Source organism: Pedobacter sp. D749, from assembly GCF_019317285.1.
GTDB lineage: Bacteria > Bacteroidota > Bacteroidia > Sphingobacteriales > Sphingobacteriaceae > Pedobacter.
In genome coordinates this window covers 2,840,337-2,865,367 of the sequence record NZ_CP079218.1, presented here as the reverse complement: position 1 = coordinate 2,865,367, position 25,031 = coordinate 2,840,337, and the positions used below count along the sequence as shown (strand labels likewise).

Annotated in this window: 15 protein-coding genes; 12 read left to right on the top strand and 3 right to left on the bottom strand. The window is 40.3% G+C overall.

All coding sequences use genetic code 11. The features are described from left to right. Positions 1 to 172 precede the first annotated feature (172 nt). Positions 173 to 2,332: a glycoside hydrolase N-terminal domain-containing protein gene (locus KYH19_RS11420; RefSeq protein ID WP_219078801.1), complete on the bottom strand. Its 2,160-nt coding sequence runs from the start codon at positions 2,330 to 2,332 to the stop codon at positions 173 to 175. A gap of 836 nt (positions 2,333 to 3,168) precedes the next feature. On the opposite strand from KYH19_RS11420, the gene KYH19_RS11415 reads away from it, so the two are divergent. The 3 genes from KYH19_RS11415 (at position 3,169) to KYH19_RS11405 (ending at position 7,938) form a co-directional block, all read left to right on the top strand. Further along, positions 3,169 to 5,316 carry a GH92 family glycosyl hydrolase gene (locus KYH19_RS11415; protein WP_219078800.1) on the top strand — a complete coding sequence of 716 codons (2,148 nt, stop codon included), beginning with the start codon at positions 3,169 to 3,171 and terminating at the stop codon, positions 5,314 to 5,316. A gap of 276 nt (positions 5,317 to 5,592) precedes the next feature. Continuing rightward, positions 5,593 to 7,179 carry a DKNYY domain-containing protein gene (locus KYH19_RS11410; protein ID WP_219078799.1) on the top strand — a complete coding sequence of 529 codons (1,587 nt, stop codon included), beginning with the start codon at positions 5,593 to 5,595 and terminating at the stop codon, positions 7,177 to 7,179. 3 nt (positions 7,180 to 7,182) lie between these two features. After that, complete coding sequence (locus tag KYH19_RS11405; RefSeq protein ID WP_219078798.1) at positions 7,183 to 7,938, top strand: hypothetical protein; 756 nt, start codon at positions 7,183 to 7,185, stop codon at positions 7,936 to 7,938. A 117-nt stretch (positions 7,939 to 8,055) separates the two neighbouring features. Here KYH19_RS11405 and KYH19_RS11400 read toward each other — a convergent pair whose 3' ends face one another. Further along, positions 8,056 to 8,982: a hypothetical protein gene (locus tag KYH19_RS11400; RefSeq protein ID WP_219078797.1), complete on the bottom strand. Its 927-nt coding sequence runs from the start codon at positions 8,980 to 8,982 to the stop codon at positions 8,056 to 8,058. 446 nt (positions 8,983 to 9,428) lie between these two features. On the opposite strand from KYH19_RS11400, the gene KYH19_RS11395 reads away from it, so the two are divergent. The 5 genes from KYH19_RS11395 to KYH19_RS11375 all read left to right on the top strand — a co-directional run bounded on the left by KYH19_RS11395 (position 9,429) and on the right by KYH19_RS11375 (position 16,830). Continuing rightward, positions 9,429 to 10,121 (top strand): RNA polymerase sigma factor, encoded by a 693-nt coding sequence (locus KYH19_RS11395; protein ID WP_219078796.1) that lies wholly within the window; start codon positions 9,429 to 9,431, stop codon positions 10,119 to 10,121. Between the two features lie 92 nt (positions 10,122 to 10,213). After that, entirely contained in the window at positions 10,214 to 11,239 is a 1,026-nt protein-coding gene (locus KYH19_RS11390) for a FecR family protein (protein WP_219078795.1), read from the top strand. Positions 11,240 to 11,249: 10 nt separating this feature from the next. Then, positions 11,250 to 13,946, top strand: coding sequence for an outer membrane beta-barrel family protein (locus KYH19_RS11385; RefSeq protein ID WP_219078794.1), 2,697 nt, complete (start codon positions 11,250 to 11,252; stop codon positions 13,944 to 13,946). A 128-nt stretch (positions 13,947 to 14,074) separates the two neighbouring features. Then, positions 14,075 to 14,695 (top strand): hypothetical protein, encoded by a 621-nt coding sequence (locus tag KYH19_RS11380; RefSeq protein ID WP_219078793.1) that lies wholly within the window; start codon positions 14,075 to 14,077, stop codon positions 14,693 to 14,695. A 263-nt stretch (positions 14,696 to 14,958) separates the two neighbouring features. Further along, positions 14,959 to 16,830, top strand: coding sequence for a hypothetical protein (locus tag KYH19_RS11375; RefSeq protein WP_219078792.1), 1,872 nt, complete (start codon positions 14,959 to 14,961; stop codon positions 16,828 to 16,830). Between the two features lie 10 nt (positions 16,831 to 16,840). Here the strand turns inward: KYH19_RS11375 and KYH19_RS11370 are convergent, their stop codons facing one another. Then, positions 16,841 to 17,431 (bottom strand): RNA polymerase sigma factor, encoded by a 591-nt coding sequence (locus tag KYH19_RS11370; protein WP_219078791.1) that lies wholly within the window; start codon positions 17,429 to 17,431, stop codon positions 16,841 to 16,843. Between the two features lie 153 nt (positions 17,432 to 17,584). Here KYH19_RS11370 and KYH19_RS11365 point away from each other — a divergent pair, with 153 nt between their 5' ends. The 4 genes from KYH19_RS11365 (at position 17,585) to KYH19_RS11350 (ending at position 25,021) form a co-directional block, all read left to right on the top strand. Continuing rightward, complete coding sequence (locus KYH19_RS11365; RefSeq protein WP_219078790.1) at positions 17,585 to 18,766, top strand: FecR family protein; 1,182 nt, start codon at positions 17,585 to 17,587, stop codon at positions 18,764 to 18,766. 192 nt (positions 18,767 to 18,958) lie between these two features. Further along, the gene (locus KYH19_RS11360) at positions 18,959 to 22,513 is read left to right on the top strand and encodes a SusC/RagA family TonB-linked outer membrane protein (protein ID WP_255562627.1); all 3,555 of its coding nucleotides are present in this window, start codon (positions 18,959 to 18,961) and stop codon (positions 22,511 to 22,513) included. 17 nt (positions 22,514 to 22,530) lie between these two features. Continuing rightward, the gene (locus KYH19_RS11355) at positions 22,531 to 24,051 is read left to right on the top strand and encodes a RagB/SusD family nutrient uptake outer membrane protein (protein WP_219078788.1); all 1,521 of its coding nucleotides are present in this window, start codon (positions 22,531 to 22,533) and stop codon (positions 24,049 to 24,051) included. A gap of 22 nt (positions 24,052 to 24,073) precedes the next feature. Further along, positions 24,074 to 25,021: a hypothetical protein gene (locus tag KYH19_RS11350; RefSeq protein WP_219078787.1), complete on the top strand. Its 948-nt coding sequence runs from the start codon at positions 24,074 to 24,076 to the stop codon at positions 25,019 to 25,021. Positions 25,022 to 25,031 lie beyond the last annotated feature (10 nt).

Here is a 25,031-nt window from a genome sequence, read left to right as displayed (position 1 = left end):
GGTTAATTAAACTGCATAGTCTTTAATTTTTACGACCACCTTAGCCATCTTAGCTCAATGAGTTTTGCAGGATGCAAAATCTTAAACCTAATACATTAGAAAGCGCGTAAATGACGTCATTCCTGTTTTTTTCAGGCTACTGACCTGATGGTTACTCGCAATGACGACTAGACTATCCTTCAAAACGATACACTTTCCCAACCTGCGTTTTAAAACTGTATTTAAAGTCCTTTCCTGATGTTTGCTCATCAATGGTCTTAATTTCATGTTTTAATGCATTGGGGGATCTCACGATACAATCTTCTCCCGATAAGGATTTGATGGATAACTTCACAATTTTACCATCCTTCCATTGCAGATCGGTAATTTCGAAATTACCACGTGCCCTTAAACCCTGAATACTTCCTTTTGTCCATTGATCAGGCAAAGCGGGTAAAAACTGTAATTCGCCAGCCTGGCTTTGCAGCAACATTTCCGAAATACCTGCAGTATAGCCAAAGTTTCCGTCAATTTGAAAGGGTGGATGTGCGCAGAATAGATTGGTATAAATGCCACCGCCTTTGTTATAATCAGTACCTGAACCACCAACAGGTGTGATAAAGTTTTGTAAGATTTTATAAGCATGGTTTCCATCCTGTAAACGTGCCCAGAAATTCATTTTCCAGGCCATCGACCAGCCTGTTGATTCATCCCCCCGGGCAGTTAATGTTACTCTTGCAGCTTTTGCGAGTTCCGGCGTTTTAATGGTACTGATCTCTCTCCCTGGATGTAAACCAAAGAGATGTGAAATGTGTCTGTGTTGGTCTTTGGGGTCATCACGGTCGGTTTCCCATTCCTGCAGCTGACCCCATTTTCCGATTTTAGGTTTTAATAAATGTGCTTTGAGGTCTGCAATATGTGTTTTGTAATCAGCATCAATACCTAATATTTCGGCTGCTTCGATATAGTTGGTGAATAAATCGTACACAATCTGTTGATCGTGTGTTACACCATCTTCCGTTGGGCCATGTTCAGGCGACCAGCCCATTGGCGATACCAATGTTCCATCAGGTCTTCTTTTTAAATGATCGTCCCAAAACTCAGCGATTTCTTTTATAATCGGGTAAGCAAAATTTTGTAAATAATTTTTGTCTTTTGTAAAAGCATAATGCTCCCACAGTGCTTGTGCATACCAGGCACTTCCAGGAGTGTTCCATAGAAAACTCATGCCACCAAAAATATTGTTCTCTGTTTTTACCGTCCAGCCTCTGGTATTGGGATATTGCTTGCGGGTGGCTATAGCACTAACCTCCCGCATGCTATTAATATAATCCAGGTATGGAATCTGGCACTCGGAAAGATTGGTCGGCTCAGACAGCCAATAATTCATCTGGATGTTGATGTTCGAGTGGTAATCGCTGCCCCATGGCGGGTTATTACTTTCGTTCCATAGACCTTGCAAATTGGCCGGCAAACCACCCGGCCTTGACGAACTGATTAACAGATATCGGCCATATTGGAAAATTAAAGCTTCGAGTGCAGGGTCGGCTACCTTTTTATAATTGATCAGCCGCTGATAAGTAGGCAAATTTTGGGCATCGGCATTACTCGTTCCAAGGTTTATAGCAAGGCGGTTGTATAAATAGCCGTAATCCTGGATATGATTTTTTAAAAGTTTATTGTAACTTTTGCCTTTAACCGCATTTAAAACGCGATCAATTTTAGGCGCAGGTTCTTCACCTTTCCAGTTTTGCTCACGTTTGTTGATGTAATTGGTAGCCGCAGTAAAAATTAAGGTAACCGCATCTGCATCTGTTATTTTTAATTTTTCGCTGTCACCATTTTTAATAGACTCAAGCTTCCCATTTTCTACTTTAACTAATGCTGTAGCCTGGTAAGTCATGCCGTTTGGTAGTTTACCCGTAAGCTGAATCGTATTTCCGCTGGCCGTTATCGTACCGTCATGCGCATCTTTTAAGCTAATGATGGCCGAGTAAGCATTTTTCTGGTTAGCGGTAAAACGCAGTACCATCACTTTATCCGGAAAGCTGCAAAAATACTCACGTTTAAATTGGGTGCCGTTTTGTGTGTAATTAATGGTATGTACTGCATGATCAATATCCAGTTTACGGCTGTAATTGGTAAATGGCTGGTCTTTATTATTGAAATCGATAAACAGATCGCCAAAGGCCTGATACGTGCCCCGGTCATTTTCATCACCGGTCCACAATGTATTATCGTTAAACTGAATGTGTTCCTGATCAACACCGCCAAAAATCATCCCGCCAATGCGGCCGTTGCCAATGGGATAGGTCTCTGTCATCCATTTTTGTGCTGGTTTATTATCCCACATTGTAAGAGCAGGATTTTCTTTTTTTTGGGCCAATAGCCTGTTAGTAAAGCAGAGGAGTAGTAAGCACGATAATACGGCGCAAACCATATGTTGCCTGTAATTTAAAAGCATGTTGGTTATTTGATTAGTGTGTAAATCAAAGATATATAAAATAGAATAGGGGGCACGTAAAGTCAGGCAATAAAGCATCCAGATATTTGGCAAATTATTCAACTATTTAAGCATTAGATTTGCTATAAGATCTCCAGATCTTAACATTTTGGGTTTGAATTTTCTTCATAAAAGCTGAGATCATTGATAGTCGATTTTTAAAACATTTGAAAGACTGCAAGAAGTCTTATTTGCGAGTAACCATCAGGTCAATTGGCCTGAAAAAAATAGGAATGACGTCCTATATGCGCTTTCTAAATTATTAAGTTTAAGATTTTACATCCTGTAAAACTCAAGAGAGCTAAGATGTTTGTGGTGGTCGTAAAAATTAAAGACTATGCTGTTTAATTAACCACCTTAGATAGTAAGAATATCTAGTACATTAAATAATCCTTTAGGCTTTCACACCATAAGAAATATAAGAACACGTAAGCTTATATGGCTCTTAAATGTCTTATATGGTCAAAAAAATAATACTGAATATCATTGTCTAAATAAACGTCATTGCAAGGTAAGGGGCAATCCTAATGCGAGTGCAAGTAGCGACCGTTGTAAGATTGCTTCGTCGTGCCTCCTCGCAATGACGAATTTCTGATGGAATATGTGAATGGTAACTATTCTGATATTTTATTGATAGGGCTAATAGATTTTATATATTTGATATAACACTAAAACGTTTTATGTAAATGAAATTGCTAACCAAATCCCTAACGATTCTCTTAATGGTAGTTGTTGTGAGCCTGCACCAATCTGATGCACAAACCAAATTAACACCATACGTAAATACATTTATTGGCACTGCGCCTTTAACCGATCCTAAAATTTTGGGATATGAGTTGCCGGAGGGCTGGCGATCGTGGGCAGGTTTAACTTTTCCGGGCAGCTCGTTGCCTAATGCGATGGTACAATTAAGTCCAATTACTGAATTTGGCTCTGGCGCCGGCTATGAGTACGAAGATGATACCATTTATGGTTTTGCACACACCAATAAAGGGCACTGGAACTTGTGTAATATTCCTGTTTTACCGCTATCAAACCCAAAAGGTAAATACGGATCAAAGTTTTCGCACAAAAAGGAAAGTGCGGCGCCAGGGTTTTATCAGGTTTATTTGGATGATTACCAGGTAAACGTCAGGCTTACTTCTACCTTAAGATGTGGTTTTCACGAATATACCTACAAAAACAATGCTGATAAACAAATCCTATTGAGTATGGGTAAAGCCAATAGCAGCGTTAATACCTGGAATATCGCACAAGATGGTCCATCGGCCATACAAGGTTTTCAGGGGGGCGAAAACGTATATTTTTATGCAGTGGTGAACGGAAAGATAGATAAACTTGATATTACCGATGCCGGCAAACGCTCAGGTTATGCCATTCTTCATCTTGCAGATGGAAATAAAGGCCCCGTAGAACTTAAGATCGGCTTATCATTTGTGAGTATAGCCAATGCTAAAGAAAATCTGGCAAAAGAAATCGGCAATAAAACATTTACGCAGATCCGCCGCGAGGCTACAGAGAAATGGGAGGCGCTTTTATCAAACATTCAGGTTAAAGGTGGAACTGAGAAACAAAAACAAATGTTATATTCTTGCTTGTACAGGTCTTTTTTATGGCCGGCTTTAAGGAGTGATGTTAATGGTGAGTTCAGGGATGCAAAACGCAATGTGGTAAAAGGAAATTTCAATTATTATACTGAACCATCGCTTTGGGATACCTACCGCAATAAAGATGTGCTTTTAGGCTTAGTTACGCCTAAAGTAACACTGGATGTGATTAAGTCCATGAAAGATGTTGGCGATAAAACGGGTTTTATTCCGACTTTTTTTCATGGAGACCATGGTGCCTCTTCTATTGCGGGAGCGTATTTAAGGGGAATAGATGATTTCGATATCAAAGGGATCTACCAGATTTTGTTGCGTAATGCCAATGTGGATGGTGGTGCCCGCCCTTTCGTGAAAGAATATATTGAGAAAGGCTATATTTCAGACCCTGATTTTAAAAATCCACATGTAGAAACCAAAGCCAGGGCAGGGGTTTCTAAAACGCTGGAATATGCCTATGATGATTATTCGCTCGCCCAAATCGCTAAAAAATTAGGCGACAGCAGTAATTATCATGTCCTGATGAGCCGATCGAAAAATTATAAAAATATGTTCGATCCGGCTACGCGGTTTATGAGGGGTAGATTAGAGAATGGCGATTGGATTAAACCTTTTAATCCGCAATATCCTTATTACGAGTATATGTACAGAGAAGCCAATGCCTGGCAGGTTTCGTTTTATGCTCCCCATGATATGAAAGGTTTAATTGAGTTATATGGTGGTGCAAAAGGATTCGAATCCAAACTGGATTCCTTATTTACTGTACCCTGGAACCCAAAATATATTGCCCGTAATGTCGAAACCATGATTGGTCAGTACTGTCATGGCAACCAGCCAGATCATGAAGCTCCTTTTGCTTACACTTTTATTGGCAAGCCAGAAAAATCACAAGAAATTATTGATAAGATCTTAAATGAACTATATGGCATAGGAAGCGATGGTTTGGCACTTTCAGGAATGGATGACGCCGGCGAAATGTCTGCCTGGTATGTGTTTTCTTCGTTGGGATTATATCCATTCTCGGCAACCGATCCAACTTACGTCGTTACTGCGCCACTTTTTGACGAGGTAAAATGGAAAACCAGTAGTGGTAAAGTATTAACCATCAGCAAGCCTGGTAAGGGAAGGGGCATTACGGAGATTAAAGTAGATGGAAAAATAAACCAGGGTTATTTTATTTCTCATGATCTGTTTGAAAATGGGGGGAAGGTAGAAATTGGCACTAAATAAGGCCTGAATACCAATAGGAAATGAAAAAAGACAGGTAATTTGGAAGAATAATTCGCTAATTATATTGTTAAGGTTAAAAGATAGGAATTACGCCAAATTTTTGGGTTTATTTTTATGTGGATATTTAAATGCTCCAACTGCTATTAATTCTTAATTGCACAGCTTAAACATTCTATCAATTCTGTTGTTGTACCTGACAATAACTTGTTGATTGGCATAAAACACAGTTTTTAAGAAATGTCCTATTTTTTCGTCTCTTACTCCATAACCTAAAAAATGAACCTAAGTATTAATAAGCGTGTCGGGAAAACGGCATTCATTGTTTTATTAATTTTTATCATAACATTTTCGATATTTATTCTTTTTTCAGAAACCAGGGGGCCGGATAGTAATGTAATATATAATAAAGGACAGAAAATAGGTGGGGTATTTACCCTGTATCAGAAACAGGTATATGCATCTGTGCCCAGTAATGGAGACTATTTAGTTAAGGAGGCTGATGCCAATAGTTTCAGACTGGTTGACGACAGCCATCAAAATCAACATTTTGCTATAGATAAAAATCATGCATACTGCGGCAACCTGATTGTTAAAGATTTCAATCCGGCTACAGCCAGAGCGATCGGCAATGATTACTTTACCGATGGAAAGCAAACCTGTTACTGTGCTTCAATGAGTGTGAGAAATGAGGATTTATCAATTTTCTCAGAATTAGGTCAGATGAGTTTATATGGACTTGGGATAGGAGACAAGCCCCAGACCTATATTTACCCGCTCTCAACACTTAAAACCAGTTCAGTTCCTTATCGTGCCATTTTGAAAACGGAAGTTGCGACTAACGGAAACTTAGCTTACTACGAGGGTAAAATTCTTCCTCAGGCACACGCTACGGGCCTCAGACAAATCTCAGAATGGTACAATGATGGAGATATTCGTGAAAATCAAAACTACCTGGCAGATGGCCAATATGTGTATTACAAAAATACCCGATTGCCACTTCAAGACCATCCTGATTTACATGCCATAGTTATTGACGCTCAAAACCAGGAGGATTATCTTATAGATCCCAAACAAGGTATGGTCTATGTTAATGATATAGCCTTCGACAAGCAGCACAGCCCTTATCGGGTATTGTCTCTAAACGGGGCACATGTTTATCATTCTTTATTCCTAAGCAAGGATGGGATTTTTTACTTTGATAAGAAAGAAAAGAAAGTTTTGAGAATCAGGGACAATCCCTTCAATAAAGGCAATTTCAAAGAAATTGCACCGCTGATTTTCTCAGATGGTCATCAAATTCTTTACACTGAGGTCAGTCAGGTCTGGGGAAGGAATAAAAGTCCGGGACTTAAATCCGAGTCAACCCATATTTACAGGTTGGATGAACCCACTAAAGGAAGCTGGCAAAAAATAGGCATGGTTGGCGGCAGTTATGGCTCCGTATGGAAAAATGAAAACACTTATTATTACTTTGATCAGCTTGGTTATTCTCAACTAATCCCTCAGGCCATTTACCGTATTCATGATCAGTCTACAGTTGCCGCCCTGTTTGCCCCGCAAATTCGTACAGACGACATTCGTAATCTCGTTGATACGGATCATATGATTAAAGTGAAACGCACAGAACTGGTTGAAATTAAGACGAAATTTTCAAGCGGGTTTGGAGGGATATTATGGATTATTGTAGCTTCTTTTATCGGTATTCAAGTATTATTATGGATACTTAGGAAATTGGGTGTAAATATGAAGCCTCTTCGTATCAAAAATCAGGAATTAAAAAGGGAGAGAGGTAATGAAAAAAGAATGTGGATGAAACCGAAATCAAAAATAACTAACCCTGCAAATTACATGTGCTTGAATTAAAGTATGAATATAATTCGCCTTATAAAAATTGTTGCCGCATTTTGTTTAGGTGCAATCGGTTTTACTTTTATACCAAACCTGATCGGTTCGGATTTTGTTGAACTGCAGATTGCCTTTTATGTTATTTTCAGTATCATACTCATCTTTATTTTCTACAAATTATTCGGAGAAGACCGGAGCAATTTACCAGTTTACGATTATGATAATGAGCAGTCACTTGATATTTTGATCTCACCTGAAAAGGTCATTCTTTTTAGCGGGATGATGGTCTTAATTCCTGGTATGGTGGTTGCCATGTTTTTTGTTGGTTTTTTGCAGGTATTCAAATGGACCAACCCTGAAATTTACCCACTATTGATTTCTCTTCCTTTTTTTTGGTTTGTTCTTTATAAGGGCATCCGCTTATGGATGAGGAGAAATGAAGTCGTGCAATTGAGGTTTGATATTACCGGTATTGAATATATGCCTGTCGATGTGAGTAGAGTTGGTCGCGGGCGGGGTGCTTCTATTGTTTCGATGTATTTCATAAAAAAGATTGTTTCACTGAATTACAATGAAATGGATGCGATTGTAATTGAGAAAAATTTTTGGAATGGTGATATGATCCGAATCACAACAGTAGCTAATCAGGTGATTTTTTTGCCATTCATTCCCAATGACGTTGACGAGCTTAAGGCTGTGTACCAAACATTGGTGGAACGATGGAGTCAGGCTAAGCGACGCAGTGAGCTGTCCGCTTCTAAATCCTGGCAGGTATAAGCGTCAAGTTGCTTGTATCAGACAAGCCGTGCCCGCTTTGTTTTATCAGTGGCATCAGGTGCCATACATCATTGTGATTAAATATTAGCGTAAATTAATATTGGCGTTTCAGGTTGTCTAAATGATAAATAATATAAAAAAGGTGATCAAAATAAAACCGTAATAGACTTTCCAAAACAGATTTTTACCTCTCTTTATAGCAACACCCACCATTAAAAAGGCTGTGGTAGAGAAATAAGATAGAAATAAATAGTCCATTATATTATATTTATCGAAAACGTAATTGTAGAGATCATGAAGAAAAAGCGCATCGCTTTTCTCATTAACGGCATGCAGGTATACGTAAGGTAAGGTAACACCCGCTGTATTTAATTTGTGCAAATCATGATTTTCCATATACCAGGAAAATTTTCTTTGATCTTCAGGCTTAAGCACCTGCTTCAAATTGTACGGGTAATCTTGCGAAGGTTTCGTATAAATTTCATCCTCAATGTTTAGTGCGGTAAAACGGATTAAGCCCTCATAAGGGCGCTCAAAGTGCGCTTTAAATTCCTGCAATTGAAATTTATATTTGGAGGGCGAACGTGCACCGCCGCTCCGTTTGGAAAATGCTGTTACCGTGCCGGTCTTTTCAACCAGGTTATGTTTTTGATCAATAAACAGAGAAGTTAGTACTGATAAAAAAACAAAGGGTATTACTATAGCTAAAGTCAAGGTTAGCCGATAATTGGTGAGCAGAGATAAAACGTAAATCAGTTTTTTAACTTCACCGCTTAATATAATTTCTCCTGAATCGTAAGAATGCCGGACAGTTGTAATTTGGCGAACCATGCCGATCAGGAAGTTTTTTTGACCGTCAATGGATGTAATCCAGATGTAGATGTGCTTTCCAGCCAAATGATTTTGATCAGCTAAAAAAGGATCATTTGATTTTAGCGGCAACTGATAAGAAAAGTTATTTCCTTTGAGTTGTTGTAATTGTAAGGTGCCGTGATTTTCAATTACCTCCTTGCCAACCATGATCTTTAAATTTTTGATCTCCATGATTTATTGAATCGATGTATTTAGAATGATTGACTATTATAGTATTTATACACTTAGTGCTGCGTCCAAATGATAGGCTAATTTAATGCTAAAGTTCCAAAACCAGCTACTGTAGGATGATCTTTTTGTTTATCTGCCTGAGGTTATAACAAACCAAAGTCACGAAAAGATGTTTCTAACTTTTGGCTTGAAAATTTTAATTTATCGACTATTCTGTTATTTGATTTCATTCCATAAGTGTACAAACCAATTAATTTGAGCCCGTGTATTAATTTTTAATTATCTGCAAGTTCATTAGTAAATAGCGTGTTACAAGAAAAATATTTTCCGCGAGAAGGGAGCGATTGACCACGGTTTATTGGGTAGGGAGCAGATTGCTATAAAAAAAAGTTAATAAATCTAACTATGATTATTTAACCAGAATATACGTTTAAAAGAATTTACTTATGTTTGGCTGTCTTAATTTGTGTGAGGCAGACGAAACTTGTTCATTCCCGGAACTTAAATTTATTCAGACCGATATTTTGCAAATTCACAACAACCATAATCCGAACAACGAATCCCTAAACTGGAAAAATTTCAAAAATGGTAATGAGTCGGCTTTCGAATCCCTCTACAAAACCTATTCGGCAGGTTTGTATAATTATGGATCGAAGTTTACCAAAGATAAAGACCTTATCAAAGAATGTATACAGGATCTTTTTGTAGGGCTGTGGACGAGAAGAAAGTCTGTCGGAAATCCCGCACATATTAAAAATTACCTCTACAAATCTTTCAGGCATGCCATTTTTAAAAAGACCTTTCAGCTAAGCAAAAATGAAACTTACGAGGAAACAGAAAACTATCAGTTCTTTGCGGTTTTAAATATAGAGGAAACCATCATCGCTAATGAAAGGCAGCTGCAGGTGAGCGGGCAGCTTCAAAATGCCCTGGCTAAACTTACGGCACGGCAAAGAGAAGCCATCTTCCTTAAATTTCATGAGCAATTGAGTTACGAAGAAATTGCCGAAGTGATGGGGATTACGGTAAAGGCGGGTTATAAAATCATGGCCCGTTCTTTAGATTACCTGAGGAATAACCTTTCTAAAGATGATTTATTATTGCTTTACGCACTGCTTCATTTAAAATTACTAAACTGATAATCAGGTAAATAAAACAAATTAAGATTTTTCATCTATTTTGATGGGGTAAAAAAACGCTGTTGCTGCTAATAGGATCAAAATCAAGAACAATGAAGAAACAGCTAAGCGATTACAAAGCTTATACTTTAGCAGACCTGATCAATGATGAGACCTTTATCCTCTGGGTACTTCAGCCTGATAAAACAGCGGAACTATTCTGGCAGGATGTCCGGAATACTTATCCCATCCTGGATCCGATAATTGCAGATGCAAGAGCAATCGTGTTATCGATACGGTTCGAAACCGATGCCCTTGATACAACTGAGCAAAAACAACTTTGGCAAAACATTGCTGCCAAAACCGTTTCGGTTAAAAAAACAGTTAAAATCTCCCCAATTTGGTACCGGTATGCCGCGGCAGCGGTTGTGGCTGGTATCCTGTTCTGCATCGGCGTATTATATTCGGTTAACCAAAAAGTAAACATCGAAACGCCTTATGGGCAATTGAGAAATATCACTTTACCTGATGGTTCAATGGTAACCCTGAACGCCAACTCGCAGATTAAATATGATAAAAACTGGAATAAGAATGAAATCCGTGAGGTTTGGATCTCGGGCGAAGCCTTTTTAAAAGTAAATCACCTCCATAAAACTGGTGAAATACAAAACCACGAACGTTTCATTGTACATACCGGAGCAGTTAATGTAGAAGTTTTGGGAACTTCCTTTAACGTAAACGACAGAAGAGGCCGTACTGAAATTGCCCTTTTAGAAGGTAAAATCAGTCTGAATTTAAAAACCGGTGAAACCAACCCGCTTATTTTAGCGCCTGGCGATATCGCTGAATATGCAAACGGTAAACTACTTAAAAAATCAATTAATGTCGCCGAATATGCTTCCTGGAAAGATGGAAAATTGTACTTCCGCAATGTTCCGGTGGGTAAAATATTCGATTATTTCGAAGATATTTATGGCTATAAGGTTGTGGTAGACGATCCGAAGATTCTGGAAAAGAGATTATCAGGTGCTTTAAGCGCAAAGGACCGGGATGTGTTGTTTAAAGCCATTGGCGTTACCCTGAACATCAATATTGCCCCGAAAGCAGCTACACACGAACTGATTGTTACATCTAAATAAGGCATAGATCATGAAAAAGAACTTAAAAGTCAGCTTTATTGCCTTGGTGTGCGTCCTGTTTTTTAAGCCATTTACTTTTGGCCAGCAGGTAAAACAAGAAGAAACACAAGCTTTAACACAGGTACTCGCTAAATTGAGCGTAGCATTTAAAGTCAATTTTTTATACGAAGAAAGTCAGCTTAAGCAGAAACAGTTGCTTTATCAGGCCAATAATTTTTCGGGCAAACCTTTAAAACAGATTTTAGATGCTGTTATTTTACCACTTAATTTGTCATGGTATAAGGTGGATGATAAAAACTACTCCATTTTCCCGGCAGTTTCCAATACCGCAGCAGCGGTAAAGCAAAACGTTAACCCTGGCATTGCAGATTCTGTCGCAAAAGACCAGGTAAGCGGCCGGTTGCTGGATGAACATGCCAAGCCATTGGTGTATACCACCGTAACCCTGCTCGTAGCCGCCGATTCATCTTTTGTGATCAACTCGTTAACGGATCCTGATGGGAAATTCACCTTTCCATCAGTTAAACCGGGCATTTATAAAATCAGGGTTTCGCCTATGGGCTATAGCCCCTATACCACCAGGCCTTTTACGGTTGGCGGTAATGCACCGGTAAACATTGCCCCTATTTCGATTCAATCATCAGGCGAAAATTTAAAAGAAGTTAAAATTACAGCCAGCAAACCCCTGGTTGAAGCCAAAAGCGACAGGCTGATTTTTAATGTAGACAACAGTGCCATGGCGGTGGGCAATTCGCTCCAGGTATTAAAATCGGCACCTTTTGTGCGGATCTCAGCAGATAACACAGTGAGTTTGCAGGGAAAAAGGACCATGATTTTAATCGACGGCAAACCCGTTCCCGATGCGGCGTTGGAAAATATCCTGCAAACCATGCCGGCAGGAAATATCCTTAAAATCGAATTAATTACACAACCTTCGGCTAAATATGATGCTGCTTTTGGCGCTGTGATTAATATTATCACCAAAAAAAGTCAGATTGAAGGTTTTACGGGCGATGTCCGCACTGATGGATCAACCGGAAAATATGCTTCCGCTAATCTGAACACTTCGGCCACTTACAAACGCAAAAACCTAACACTTTATGCAAGTGGCGGTGTTACCAAGGGAACCGACATTTTCAGTATAAGTTCGGAAAGGTTTCAGGATCCTACCGATCCGTTATACTATTTAACCAACAACTGGTCCCGGATAACGGATAACAACCTCTATAATTTCCAGGCAAGTGCGGAACTGCAACTGGATAAAAACCAGAGCATCGGGCTTCTTGCAAATGGTGGTATCTTTTATTTTAAAGGCCCATGGGCAACAACGAATGCCTTTGGTCGCAAAAACACCCCCATCGATTCGGTATCGTATACTGATGCTACCTTCAACCAACGCGCCAGCTCTTATACCTATAACTTTAACTATCATCTTCTGTCCGATTCAGGAAGAAATGAACTCCTGGTACTGGCTACATTTACCCCATGGCAACGTAACCTCTTCCAGGATTTTCCTTCCGTGCTTTATGATGGAGCAGGCAATATCATCAGAATTCCCACTCACTACCAAAACAGGAACAAGGCCGCTATTGATGTTTACATCGCACAGACTGATTATATCCATCAGTTTAAAAAGCAATGGAAGCTCGAAGCCGGTTTTAAATTTCAGTACACCAATTCCAATACGAGTGTAGATTATCAGGACAACCGCAACGGACAGTTCGAATCCAACCCCATATTTTCCAATCAGAGCAATTTAAAGGAATCAATTGCTTCCGTTTACGGAATATTAAGCAAAGACTGGAAGAAAGATAAGGTACAAATGGGTTTAAGGATTGAAAATACCCGGGCTGATTTTGTGGGTAACTTCAAACAAGATTACAGCAATTTCTTTCCGACATTTCTTTATCAGCATAATTTTAACCAGGATAACAATATTTCCATTTCATATAAGCCAACCATTAACCGCGCACCTTATTATGAACTTGTACCCTATACGGTACTGCTTAACCGGTATACCATTGAACAGGGCAACCCATCGCTCACGCCACAGTTTAATGATACCTATACTTTAAGTGCGAATATCCACAAGCTTAACCTTTCATTAAGTTATACCCATACAAAGGGTACTATCGGCCTGTTCCCTTACAAACAGGATCTTACTACAAAAGTAACTTATTTTACGCGCCAGAATCTTAGCCGGGCATCAGACGTTTCGCTTTATTTGTTTTACCCAGTTAAGATAAACGATTGGTGGGAAACCCTCAATAGCGGTACACCGATTGGTTATAACACAGCCAACGGACCGGTTTTAGGCACCCACTACAAGCTGGCTGCTTTTCATTCTGATTTTAAAAGTTCGCAGGTTTTTAAAATTTCGAAGAGCCTGAAACTACAGATAGATGCTTATTACTGGACCAGCTATGTGCAGGATCTTTCGAAAAATAGTGGTTATAAAAATATCGATGCGTCGTTTTTACTCAACCTTTGGGAAGGTAAAGGGCAACTCCGGTTGGGTGGAAATGAAATTGTTTTTAAGCGGAACGATTACCTGATCGAACGTAATTATGGCACTTTTAATTCTGCAGAGCGGGTTAGTAACGATAGCAAACGTGTTTTTGTAGGTTTCACCTATAAATTCGGTAAATCAAAAATTCAAAAATCAGATACCAAACTGGGTAACGAAGATGCGTTGAAAAGGTTATAAAATTGTTGATTGAACAAACCAATTAATTGCACATTGCGGACGATTTTTAATTATCTACAAACTCGGGCAGGGAAGCAATAAGCCATTAGTGCCTATCGTTTCTTTCAAATAATATTTAGTTTTGTGGTATGAGTAACGTTAACCAACATTCTCCATTTTGGGAACTATTGCCGCTGAAAGGCTTGGGGCCGATACGTTTTTTGACGGATAAATCAGTGCTACAGACATATCACGATGAACTTGGTTCGATCACGGCAGAAAGAAACGAAAATTTTCAGCAGCAGAAACAGGAACTATATGATACCTATAATCTGTTCAAAGAATTCTTCACTCAGGACGATTTAAATAATGTACTTGAAGCAATGCAGGTTATCGGAGATAGCCGGGATGATTTTTCGAAGGTGTTCATGGACTCTGGAATATCGCTGGAATATAAAGCCAATCAATTGGTGGAGGTTTTCGCTGACGATAGGGCGAAACAGCTGCATTTTCAAGGCATGCCCCTTTTTGCTTCAAACCCGACACAATTGGTCATGTACATCAGCAAGCAATTAAATGAAATCCCTTGTATCAAGGATGAGGAAATTGCTTTCCCTGAGCATAATCTCTTTTTATTTTCATTCCTGAGTGAGCAGCCGGGTGGTGCATACCAGGAGGGGAGAAGAAAGGGTAGAACGGTTAGCTGGTGGAATACAGCAAGGCCCTTTGGCGAGGACTTATCTGTTTATCGTTCCTTAGAACTGATTTGAGATAAGGTAGTTAGCGCAAGCTCATGTTTTAAGCCTTCTAATGCTGTAATGTTGGCTCCCGGACATAAATTTCAGGTTCTTCTGGCTGTTGCAGATGGATTTATTTCAGCAAACCAAATATCCCTTTGAATCCGGCAAACAAGACTTTGGGCTCCGCCTCTTCCAATATTTATTGAACTACAGTTTTTAAAATAATAATCATCGAAATGTCATTTTGGCCGGAGATTTGCAGGGTGGTAGCTAAATAAATTAACCCTCTTAATATGATCAAAAATGTCCTGTTTACGCTTCTAACCATCTCCCTCACATCAACAATTTTCATTTCCTGTACAAAGTCAGTTGACGAAAAGCTGGAAGACCTCAAGAAAGAAAAGCTTGCTTTTGAAAAGAAAGTAGCGTCAATTAAAAACGACAGTCTTAAACAACAAGCCAAAAAATTTGGAGGAATGCTTTTCTGGCTCCAGGAGATTGACCTTGAGAACGAACGTCCGCCAAAGGATACGGTATATGACGAAAATCCGTTTGTCATTCTCAACGATTATGGTTCTACAAGCGATTTGGCGAATAATTACTTAGACGGCATCATAGTAGAAAAGGACGAATCTCGTGGCGATAAGGTTGAACTCAAACTTCATTACCCTTACACCCTTCCATTTGCCCAAAAGGCATCCTGGAAAAGTGTGAAATTTAGCGACAATTCCAGCACAGACATTATTGAGGATGAAAATGACTCCCTCATCAACAGACAAGTGGTCAGAACCAATTGGAATAATGAGGAAGGATTCGACATCCTTTATCCTGATGAAAAATCCTATTCAGCAAAGCCCGTTTCACTAAACGGCTCTGTTGAAGCACAAGTCCCTAAAGCCATTTTAAAGTTTACTTTCGCCAGCAATGAAACAGGCGACACCAAAGAACAGAATGGCATTAAAGTGAAACTAGCAAAAGTTAAAGGGCATGCGGTAAGTATAGAGGTTGAAAATCCTAATAAAACAGACCCTGCCGTGGATACCGAGAAAATGGACTTAGTAACCATATTGGCAACTGACAAAACGAAAAAGTTTTTGCACCAAAGTGGATCTTCGAGCGGTTCAGGCGAAATGTTTGATTTTTACAAAAAACTTTTAAATGAGGTTGTAGAAAATCCTGAAAAGGTAACGAATTTAGAAAAGGATCTGGACAAAGAGCAACATAAGTATGATGAAAAGCATAAAAATATGTCATACTATTCCGCTTACTTCAAGGGCACGGTAGATGATGTGGTGGTTTACGTGATGGATTATTCAAAAGCTACGATTCGGAAAAAGAACTTTTCGTTGCCGGTCTATTCATTTAAGGCAGAGGAAAGAGCTTACAACAGCACCGCACCTTACCAGGAAGTATTTGATATTCCTACTTTTGCCACAGCTTACGACCCTGCAGTGAGCAAGCTTTTAAGTGCTAAAATGGAGTTGTCTGCTGATGAACTCCCTGGTAAAATCAAGATTGATCAAACTTCCATAAGATCTTCCTCATCAACAGGTGATAAAGAAAAATGGCAGGTAAGTTTTGAATATCCGGAGATGATCAGCTCCCTTTTTATTGATAACATGTTCCGATATGATGGGGTTAAAGAGGCCGCCTTTTTCGAGGAGAAGGACGGAAAACAAATAGCTGTTCCAAAAGATTCTATCGACTACAATAATGGCGAGTTTAATGGCACCAACCCAATAGTTGACTTTGGCAGTTCCAGCGTAAATTATGATCCTGCCCGTTTGCCTGCCACAGCGAAATATTTAATGGGATTGATCCGGGTTAATCTTGCAGACATCACCAGGTCAAGTTATCCAGTTAATAAACTTCCTGCGGGCATCACTGTTTCCGGAAACAAAGTGATGGTAAACGAAGCGATTGTGAAAGATAAGATCTTTGTGTTTGCTAAGAATGCTGCCGGAAAGTATCTGAAAAAAATCACCTCCGTGAGTTTTAAAAAAGATGACAAGCTTGGACGGGAAATCAACGTAGACTATTATTATGGAAAACCGTATTTAATAGAATGTTATACAAAAAAAGGAGATCACCTGGCTGACTATAAATTTGAAGTGAAACTAACCTATGATGAATATAAAAAAGAGGAAAAAGCAAAAGCAAAATAATTACAAGTGGCTATATGAGCATGCTGGCCACTATTATTGCAACTGCAAGTCCTGAATCTTTACTGAAATGCTCCTTTAAGAACTTGCTGGCCTGGAACAAATGGCTGTTTATAGTCTTTGGACCAATGCCCATAATCTGCTCTACTTCTTTGTAGGATTTACCTTCTAGTTTGCATAAAGTGAATACTTGTCGGCGCTGTGGTGGCATCATTGCCACAGCTGCCCTGAGCAAGTCAGAATTTTCTTTGATCAGTAAATCTTCTTCAATATAGGAATAGAGTTCTGTGCTGGTTTGGATGATGTTGAGCTGCATTTTGGTGTCCCGGGCTGCTTTACGGTAATAATCGTACACCATGTGCTCGGCGATACGGAAGAGATAGGCACGAAATGATTTTTCCGGATCAATCTTTTCGCGGTTTTCCCATATTTTCAGGAAAAGATCCTGAAGTAGATCTAAAGTGAGTGCTTCTGATTTGAGTAATTTGAATAAATTAGCGGTGAGTGGCTTTTTGTAGCGTTCATAAAGCTGAGCAAAGGCATTTTTGTCTCCTTTCTTTAATAAAAGGCTGAGATCTCCCTCTGTAAGCTCATTTTTTTTCATTTTAGTTGCCTTTGGTTATCATTTTGATGCCGGAATAGTCATCTTAGAGGATAATGGTTCTTCAATTATAGGGATTAAAAATTAATTATTGATTTTTTTTCATTTCAGACTAAGTACTTTTTCCTTTTCAGACGTATTGGTTAAAAAGAGATCTTGAAAAACTTTAACCATATCACCAGACTATATCAAAAATACCTTGACAATTCCTGTAACCCACAGGAGTTGCAAGAATTGTTGCATCATTTTGAGCATGCAGAGCCAGATACGGAATTAGTTCAAATGATCAGAACTGAACTTCAAAAAGATGATGAACGTGATGTCGCTCTTCCTCAGGTACAGGCCATCCTTTCGAAGTTAGATGAATCGATGCAGGTAAATGTAATCAATCCAATAGCAAAACGCAGATCTTTGTTTACCACTAGTATGCGGTATTGGTCGGCTGCGGCCTTGTTGTTCCTCTCGCTACTGTTGTATTACGGCAATGAGCACTTAAATTTTTTCGGTACCTATACTTCAACCTATAAAAATGATATCCCGGCTGGAGGCGATAAAGCCTACTTAACCCTGGCCGATGGTAAACGGATTGCATTGACAGATTCGATGGTAGGTACGATCAGCCCGGCGCCAGGATTGCGCATCAGCAAGACTGCAAAAGGTCAATTGCGTTATGAACTGGCTAAAGGTGCTTCAGGCAATGGCTACAATACCATTACTACACCTAAAGGTGGCAAATACGAGGTCATCCTTGCCGATGGTACGCATGTTTATTTGAATGCGGCTTCATCACTTCGCTTTCCGACTAGTTTTACTGGTATTGCTGAACGGCGGGTGACTTTGACCGGTGAAGGCTATTTTGAGGTGTCCCATCGTAATGGGCAGCCTTTTTATGTGCAGAGCGGCAAGCAATTGTTGCGTGTATTGGGTACGCATTTTAACCTCAAAGCTTATCCTGATGAGCAGTCGGTAAAGACCACCTTGCTACAAGGGTCAGTTGAAGTTAGCAATTCCGAAGGCAGCAATGCAGTATTGAAACCTGGTCAGCAATCTCAGCTGGATCAGGGGAAGTTGAAACTGGAAGAGGTAGATGTTATGGCTGCTACCGACTGGCAGCGTGCTGAAATAAATTTGAAAGCTGAAGACTTTCAGTCGACCATGAGAAAGATTGCGCGCTGGTATGATGTGGAAATCGTTTTTGATGAAACCGCACCTGGTGACCTGACCCTTGGCGGTCTGGTATCACGCGATAAAAGCCTTGTCGCAGTTTTAAAAGTAATAGAATTAACAGGTAAGGTCCATTTTAAAGTGGAAGGGAGGAGGGTAACTGTGATGAGATAACTCTACTTCTATTCGCAGGCCTTAATTGAAAAGGCCAGAAGTGCTCCAACACCTCTGGCTTAATTTATATGGTCTGCCTTTGCCAACAAATTTCTGAATCATATCAACTGAACAAACCACAAACAAATGTATAAATTTTATACCACACGAACCGGTATGCATTCCGGTTGGATACATAAATTTCTGCTGATTATGCGCATAACCACCGTATTATTAATCACTGCCATTATGCAGGTTAGCGCAGCTACCTACGCCCAACGGATTACACTGAACCAAAATAACGTACCCCTCGAACGTGTATTTATAGAGATACGAAAGCAGAGCGGCTACGATTTCGTATTCGATATCAAACTGATGAAGAAGGCAAATCCCGTGAATATTCGCGTGAGCAATGCCTCCATAGACCAAACGCTAAAGCTCTGTTTTGCTGACCAGCCTTTTGAATATACCCTGAATGAAAAGACCATCATTGTGAAGGAAAAAGAAAGATCTGCAATAGACAAGATCGCCGCTTTTTTCAATACCATAACAGTGACAGGTCAGGTAACCGACACTTACGGGAATGTCCTGCCCGGTGTGACGGTCCGGGTGAAGGGTACCGATAAGGCCACCAGCACCAACCGGGTGGGAAGTTTTATCCTGCCCAACCTGGATGAAGATGCAACGCTCATATTCAGCTATCTTACCAAGGAAACCTTTGAGTTGAAATTGAACGGAAAAACCAACGTCCAGGTTGTGATGAAAGAGAAAACTGTGGAGTTGCAGGAGGTGGTAGTTAATACCGGTTACCAGATCTTAAAGAAAAATAGCATGACCGGGGCATCAAGTTCAATAAAAGCAAAAGATTTGTACCTGAATGGTTTTACCACTATAGAACAGGCGCTACAAGGTAAGCTTCCCGGTGTCGTTGTTACCAATACAAGCGGACTGATCGGAGCACGCCAGAAAACCAGGGTGCGCGGTACTTCTACGCTTTTGGGTACGCAGGAGCCGGTATGGGTAGTTGATGGCGTGATACAGGAAGACCCGCTACCCTTCAAAGCCGATGTATTGAATAGCGCTGGTACAATTACCAGGGATAATTTCGATTACATCCGCGACTTTGTTGGAAATTCGATTTCCTGGTTAAACCCGAGCGATATTGAAGACATTACAGTACTAAAAGATGCGGCTGCAACGGCTATTTATGGCGTACGTGCAGCAAATGGAGTAATCGTAATCACGACCAAGAAAGGACAAAATGCGCCAGCTACCATCAGCTATTCATTCGGCTTAAATGTCGCTGATCGCGTAGATTATCAAACCTTAGAACTTATGAATTCCAGTCAAAGGGTTGATGTTTCAAGAGAAATCTTCAACCGTGGACTCACAGGGGCTTATGTGAACTCAGAAATAGGTTATGCCGGTGCAATGTCACAATACCTGAACAAAAGTATTAGTTATGAAGCGTTTAATTCCAGGGTGCATGCTATGGAAACCCAGAACACGGATTGGTTCGATCTTTTGTTTAGGAAACCACTAAGCACCAATCATGCCTTAAGTGTATCAGGTGGCAATACAGATACAAGGTATTATGCCTCCTTTGGCTATAATGCTACTAACGGAACTGCCATCGGAAATGATGGTAAAGGATACACTGGTAATATGAGTGTGAGCTTCAAAGTCGGTCCTAAACTAAGTATCTCGGCAAGGCTTTCAGGATCTCAAAAGACTACGAATGGTTTTTACCTGGTGAATCCTTATGGATATGCTTCAACTGCGAGTAGGGTAATTCCTGCCTATAATCAGGATGGAAGTCCGTTCTTTTATCAAAATCCAAAGAGTAGCTATTTGTACAATATGATTAATGAACGCGACCAGACGGGTTTAATCAGCAAAGTACTTAGTGCAAACACGAGTATTGATGCCAATTACGATATCCTGAAAGGACTGAGGTTCCAGACGATTTTCAGTTACAATACAAGCAGTACTACGGGTACTTCGTACGCTACAGACCAAACGGAATACATTACCCGGAATTTCAGGTTTTTCGAATATGGAACGGCGAAGCCGAATTCTGCTGCTTACCTGAATGCTAAATTGCCTTTGGGTGGAGAATATAATGAAGACAACAATAGGAATGAAAGCTGGAGCTGGAGGAATAGTATCTCGTACAGTACTTTACTAAATAATAAGCATGCCATTTCTGCCATGTTTGGTCAGGATCTGAATAGTTCGAAGTATGTGGGTTTCTCTTCTACTAATTATGGTTATATGAAAGGCAGGGGCAATACTTTCGCCCCAATACCCCTAACCTACGGTTCGCAATTTCCTACTCCAAACGTATTGTTAACGGAGAATCAAATACGCAGCATTATTGATAGGACGACAAATACTATGGGCTTGTACCTTACCGGAAGCTATTCTTACGATAACAAGTATGTGGCTAGTTTTAGCGTTCGTACAGATGCGTCCAACCGGTTCGGTCAATTCAGTAATGAGCGCTTCAATCCGGTTTGGGCTGGGGGGCTCCGCTGGAATATGGCCAGGGAAAAATGGTTTGAAAAAAGTTATTGGATGTCTGAAATCAGTTTCAGGCTTTCTTATGGTTACCAGCGGAACATCCTCACGAGTGTAAGTCCGGAATTGATACTCAAAATACCGAGAGGAATAGAAACAGAATCTGTGGATGAGTTAACAGGTGAGGAAATTCTGGCTATCAGTTCATTGCCTTATGCAGATCTGAGATGGGAAAAAAACTCCAGTATCAATGCAGGAGTTGATATGAGCCTTTTTGATGGAAAAATTCAGGCTTCAGTTGATTATTACGACAAACGGGGAAAGGATTTGATTTCCTTATTAGACGTACCTGCCGAATACGGAATCCCATCTATGCCGGTAAATGGCGGATCAATGAGAAACAATGGTTGGGAGATTTCTACGAGCTTCGTACCTGTCCGTACGAAGGATTTTACTTTTTCTATGTCCTTAAGTTCTGCGAAGAACTATAATAAAGTAACTAAGACAGGTATTCAGAATGTGAGCTGGCAAACCGCTGCCGGAGGAACATTAACGAAAGCGGGGTACCCTGTATCTGCTTTCTGGGCTTTTGATTTTCAGGGAATTAACCAAAGTAATGGCTATCCTGTTATTGGTCTGAATGTGGCTGAAGGAACAGACCCATCTGCTGACCCGACTGCATATATGAAGTATATGGGGAAGTTGGATCCGGATTTTACCGGAAGTATCGGGCTGAATTTCCGTTACAAAAAGTTAACCCTGAATACTTCTGTATACCTGCAATTGGGTGGGAAGAAATTCCTGTCTCCGGCATATCCGCTTTCTGCTACCCTGCCTACAGAGTATGAGAATTTGTCGGCAGAATTACTAAACAGGTGGGTTCCGGGCAGTACAGGGGCGATATTACCCGGATTGCCAGATAGCAGGGCACCGGTCATCTCATTACCGAGTTCAGATGTAAACAGCTTAGGGAACCAACGTTATGTGTCTCTTTATGAAATGTATAATTATAGCAGTGACAGGGTGGTGAGTGCCTCAACGTTGCGTATGAACAATCTTTCCCTTAATTATTCTTTACCAGATCAGTTGGCTAAAGCAATAGGTTGCAGAACAATTAACGCCGGTGCAAGTGCGTCTAACATCTTTTCTGTCAATAGTAAGGGTTTTAGAGGACGTGATGCCGAGGTAGCAACGGGTGCGCAGCCACGCACAAAGGCTTATACGCTAAATATTAACGTGAGTTTTTAATCTTAAATCATAGAAACATGATAAAATATACAATATATGGATTGCTTTTTTTGCTCAGCACCCTGACTTTTTCCTCTTGTAAAAAGTTTCTGGAAGAAAGAAGCCCTGATGAAATTAAGCCAGAGTCGGTTGCCGATCTGCAATCCCTGATGAATGGAGAAGCTTATCCCTATCAGATTTTAACCGACACTTATGTTGATTTACTGACAGATGATATGCAATCGAATGGATTGGGAAGAACCTTTGATGGGAATCCGGATGATGTTTATCTTCCTTACCTGCAGAATGGTACACGCGTATTCAAATGGGATGCCAGGATGTTTGATGGCGACCCCATACTTTCGTTGGGTACTGATTCCTGGAGTATTTATTACACTAAAATCAAAGGTTGTAATACAGTTATTGACAACCTCGGGAAAGTTTCTGGCTCAGCTGAGCAAAAGAACGCGCTGTTAGGGCAGGTACTTTTCTTACGTGCTTACTATTATTTGAAACTGGTAACGTTATATGGACAACCTTATAGTGGTGCAGGCATTGATCCCAATGTGAGCCTGGGCGTTCCCCTGATCTTGAATAGTGTGGTTACCGACCAATACCCGGTACGGAATACGTTGAAAGAAGTATACGGACAGATTGAAAAAGATCTGCTGGAGGCAGCGGGCTTACTGAAAGCCAATTTTACAGAAGCCTCGACTTTTCGTGTCGGACATATTGCTGCTTATAGTCTTTTAACCAGGCTATATCTTTATATGGGAAGGGCGGAAGATATGGATAAAGTAATTCAGTACGCAAATCTGGTATTGACTGAAAGACCCGTTCTAACACAGATGAAATCATTTTTTGATGCAGATGGTTTTCAAAGTGGAAAAATATACAACGTTACGGTAAGTCCGGAGGTGGTATGGGTGTACGGAATTAATCCAAATACCCCAAATGGTTATTTCCCGGAACAACGGAATGATCGTCCTCCATACACGGTATCCGGTTCTCTTGCTGCACTGTATGAAACCAGTACAGAGGCCGATGACAGGAAAGACCTGAGGTATCCTGGATATTTCAGACGGGGATTTGCCAACAATGCAGGTTATCTGCTGGGCAACGGGAAAATTGGCTCTATACCTAAATACGGCACTGATGGGATCAGAATTGCTGAAGTCTACCTCAACAGGGCGGAGGCCTATGCCAAGAAATTTCTAAATGGAGATGTTAGTTCGGCAGCGAAAGCAAATGCTGACCTGAATACCTTGCGCGCCAGCAGGTATGACACACGAAATGTCGCCTATCAACCGGTTAACTATAGCAACGCAAATGACCTGTTTAAATTCTGCCAGGATGAGCGCCGGCGTGAGCTTTGTTTGGAAAGCGGACACCGCTGGATGGACATCAAGAGGTGGGGACTTAACATTACCCATCGTTTCATTGATGCTGACGGTACTACAACTGACTACACCTTGCGTTCAGGTAGTTTAATTTATGCCCTGCCTATTCCATTTACCGCGACATTGAAAAATGGCAGGCTGGCTCAAAATCCAAGATAATTAAACCAAAACGAAGAGAACCATGAAAAGATATTTGATATACGCCATAAGCCTGCTTTTACTGTCGGTGATCTGGTCTGGCTGCAGTAAAAAAGAGGCTCCATTGTTACCAACAGAAGGAAATGAAGGATATACGCTGCCACAGGGTAATCATGATTATGATGCCAGAATTCTGAATTATTATAAAAAGTACGGCACCTATTTTTTATACCAATTTTCAGAAAAGGATGCTTACTGGACCCCGACAGAATACAAAAATTCGATAAAGAAAGGACAATATTGGACAGACGGATTTGAAATGAAGGCCGCCGATCAGGCATTCATAAACCAGCAGCTCGATCTTTTTGAAAGCCAGTGCCTGAATTTCTATTCTGAAAAATTCCTGAAAGCATTTTTGCCTTCGAAGATCTTACTGTGCAGTGAAGTCGATTCTATTTATAATGACTTTGACTTTTCTACTAGCCCCGCTACAGTAGTGAAGGGGGTAAGATCCGTGGCTGCCTGGTATAACTATAACAATTTACTGCTAAACTACGGGAGTGCTCAAGTTTTAACCATCACACCAGAGGAGAAAAAATTATATCTGGCTAAGGTGAACTTAAATTTGATTAACAGCATTACGGAAGCGAAAAAAACAGCTCCTTCAACTGCATTTTCAGGTTCAGCAAATTATACCATCACTCCTACAAGTGATGCCGATGCTTATGCGAAAGGGATGTTGACAGCCTATTACAATGGTCCTACTGCTACTTCAGATTGGTACCTCTATATACAAGCAATGGTCAGCTTTTCAGAAGACAACCTGAACAGGCTGCCCGATAGTTGGGATACATCTTTTACGGGAATACTGAATCCGGCTAAGGACAGCAATGGCATAATCAAGCGAAGATATGACCTTGTAAGGAATTACTTCAAAGAGAATTATAATGTAGACCTGCAACTCATAGGTAATGCAGCACAAGCAAACTGATACAAAAGAT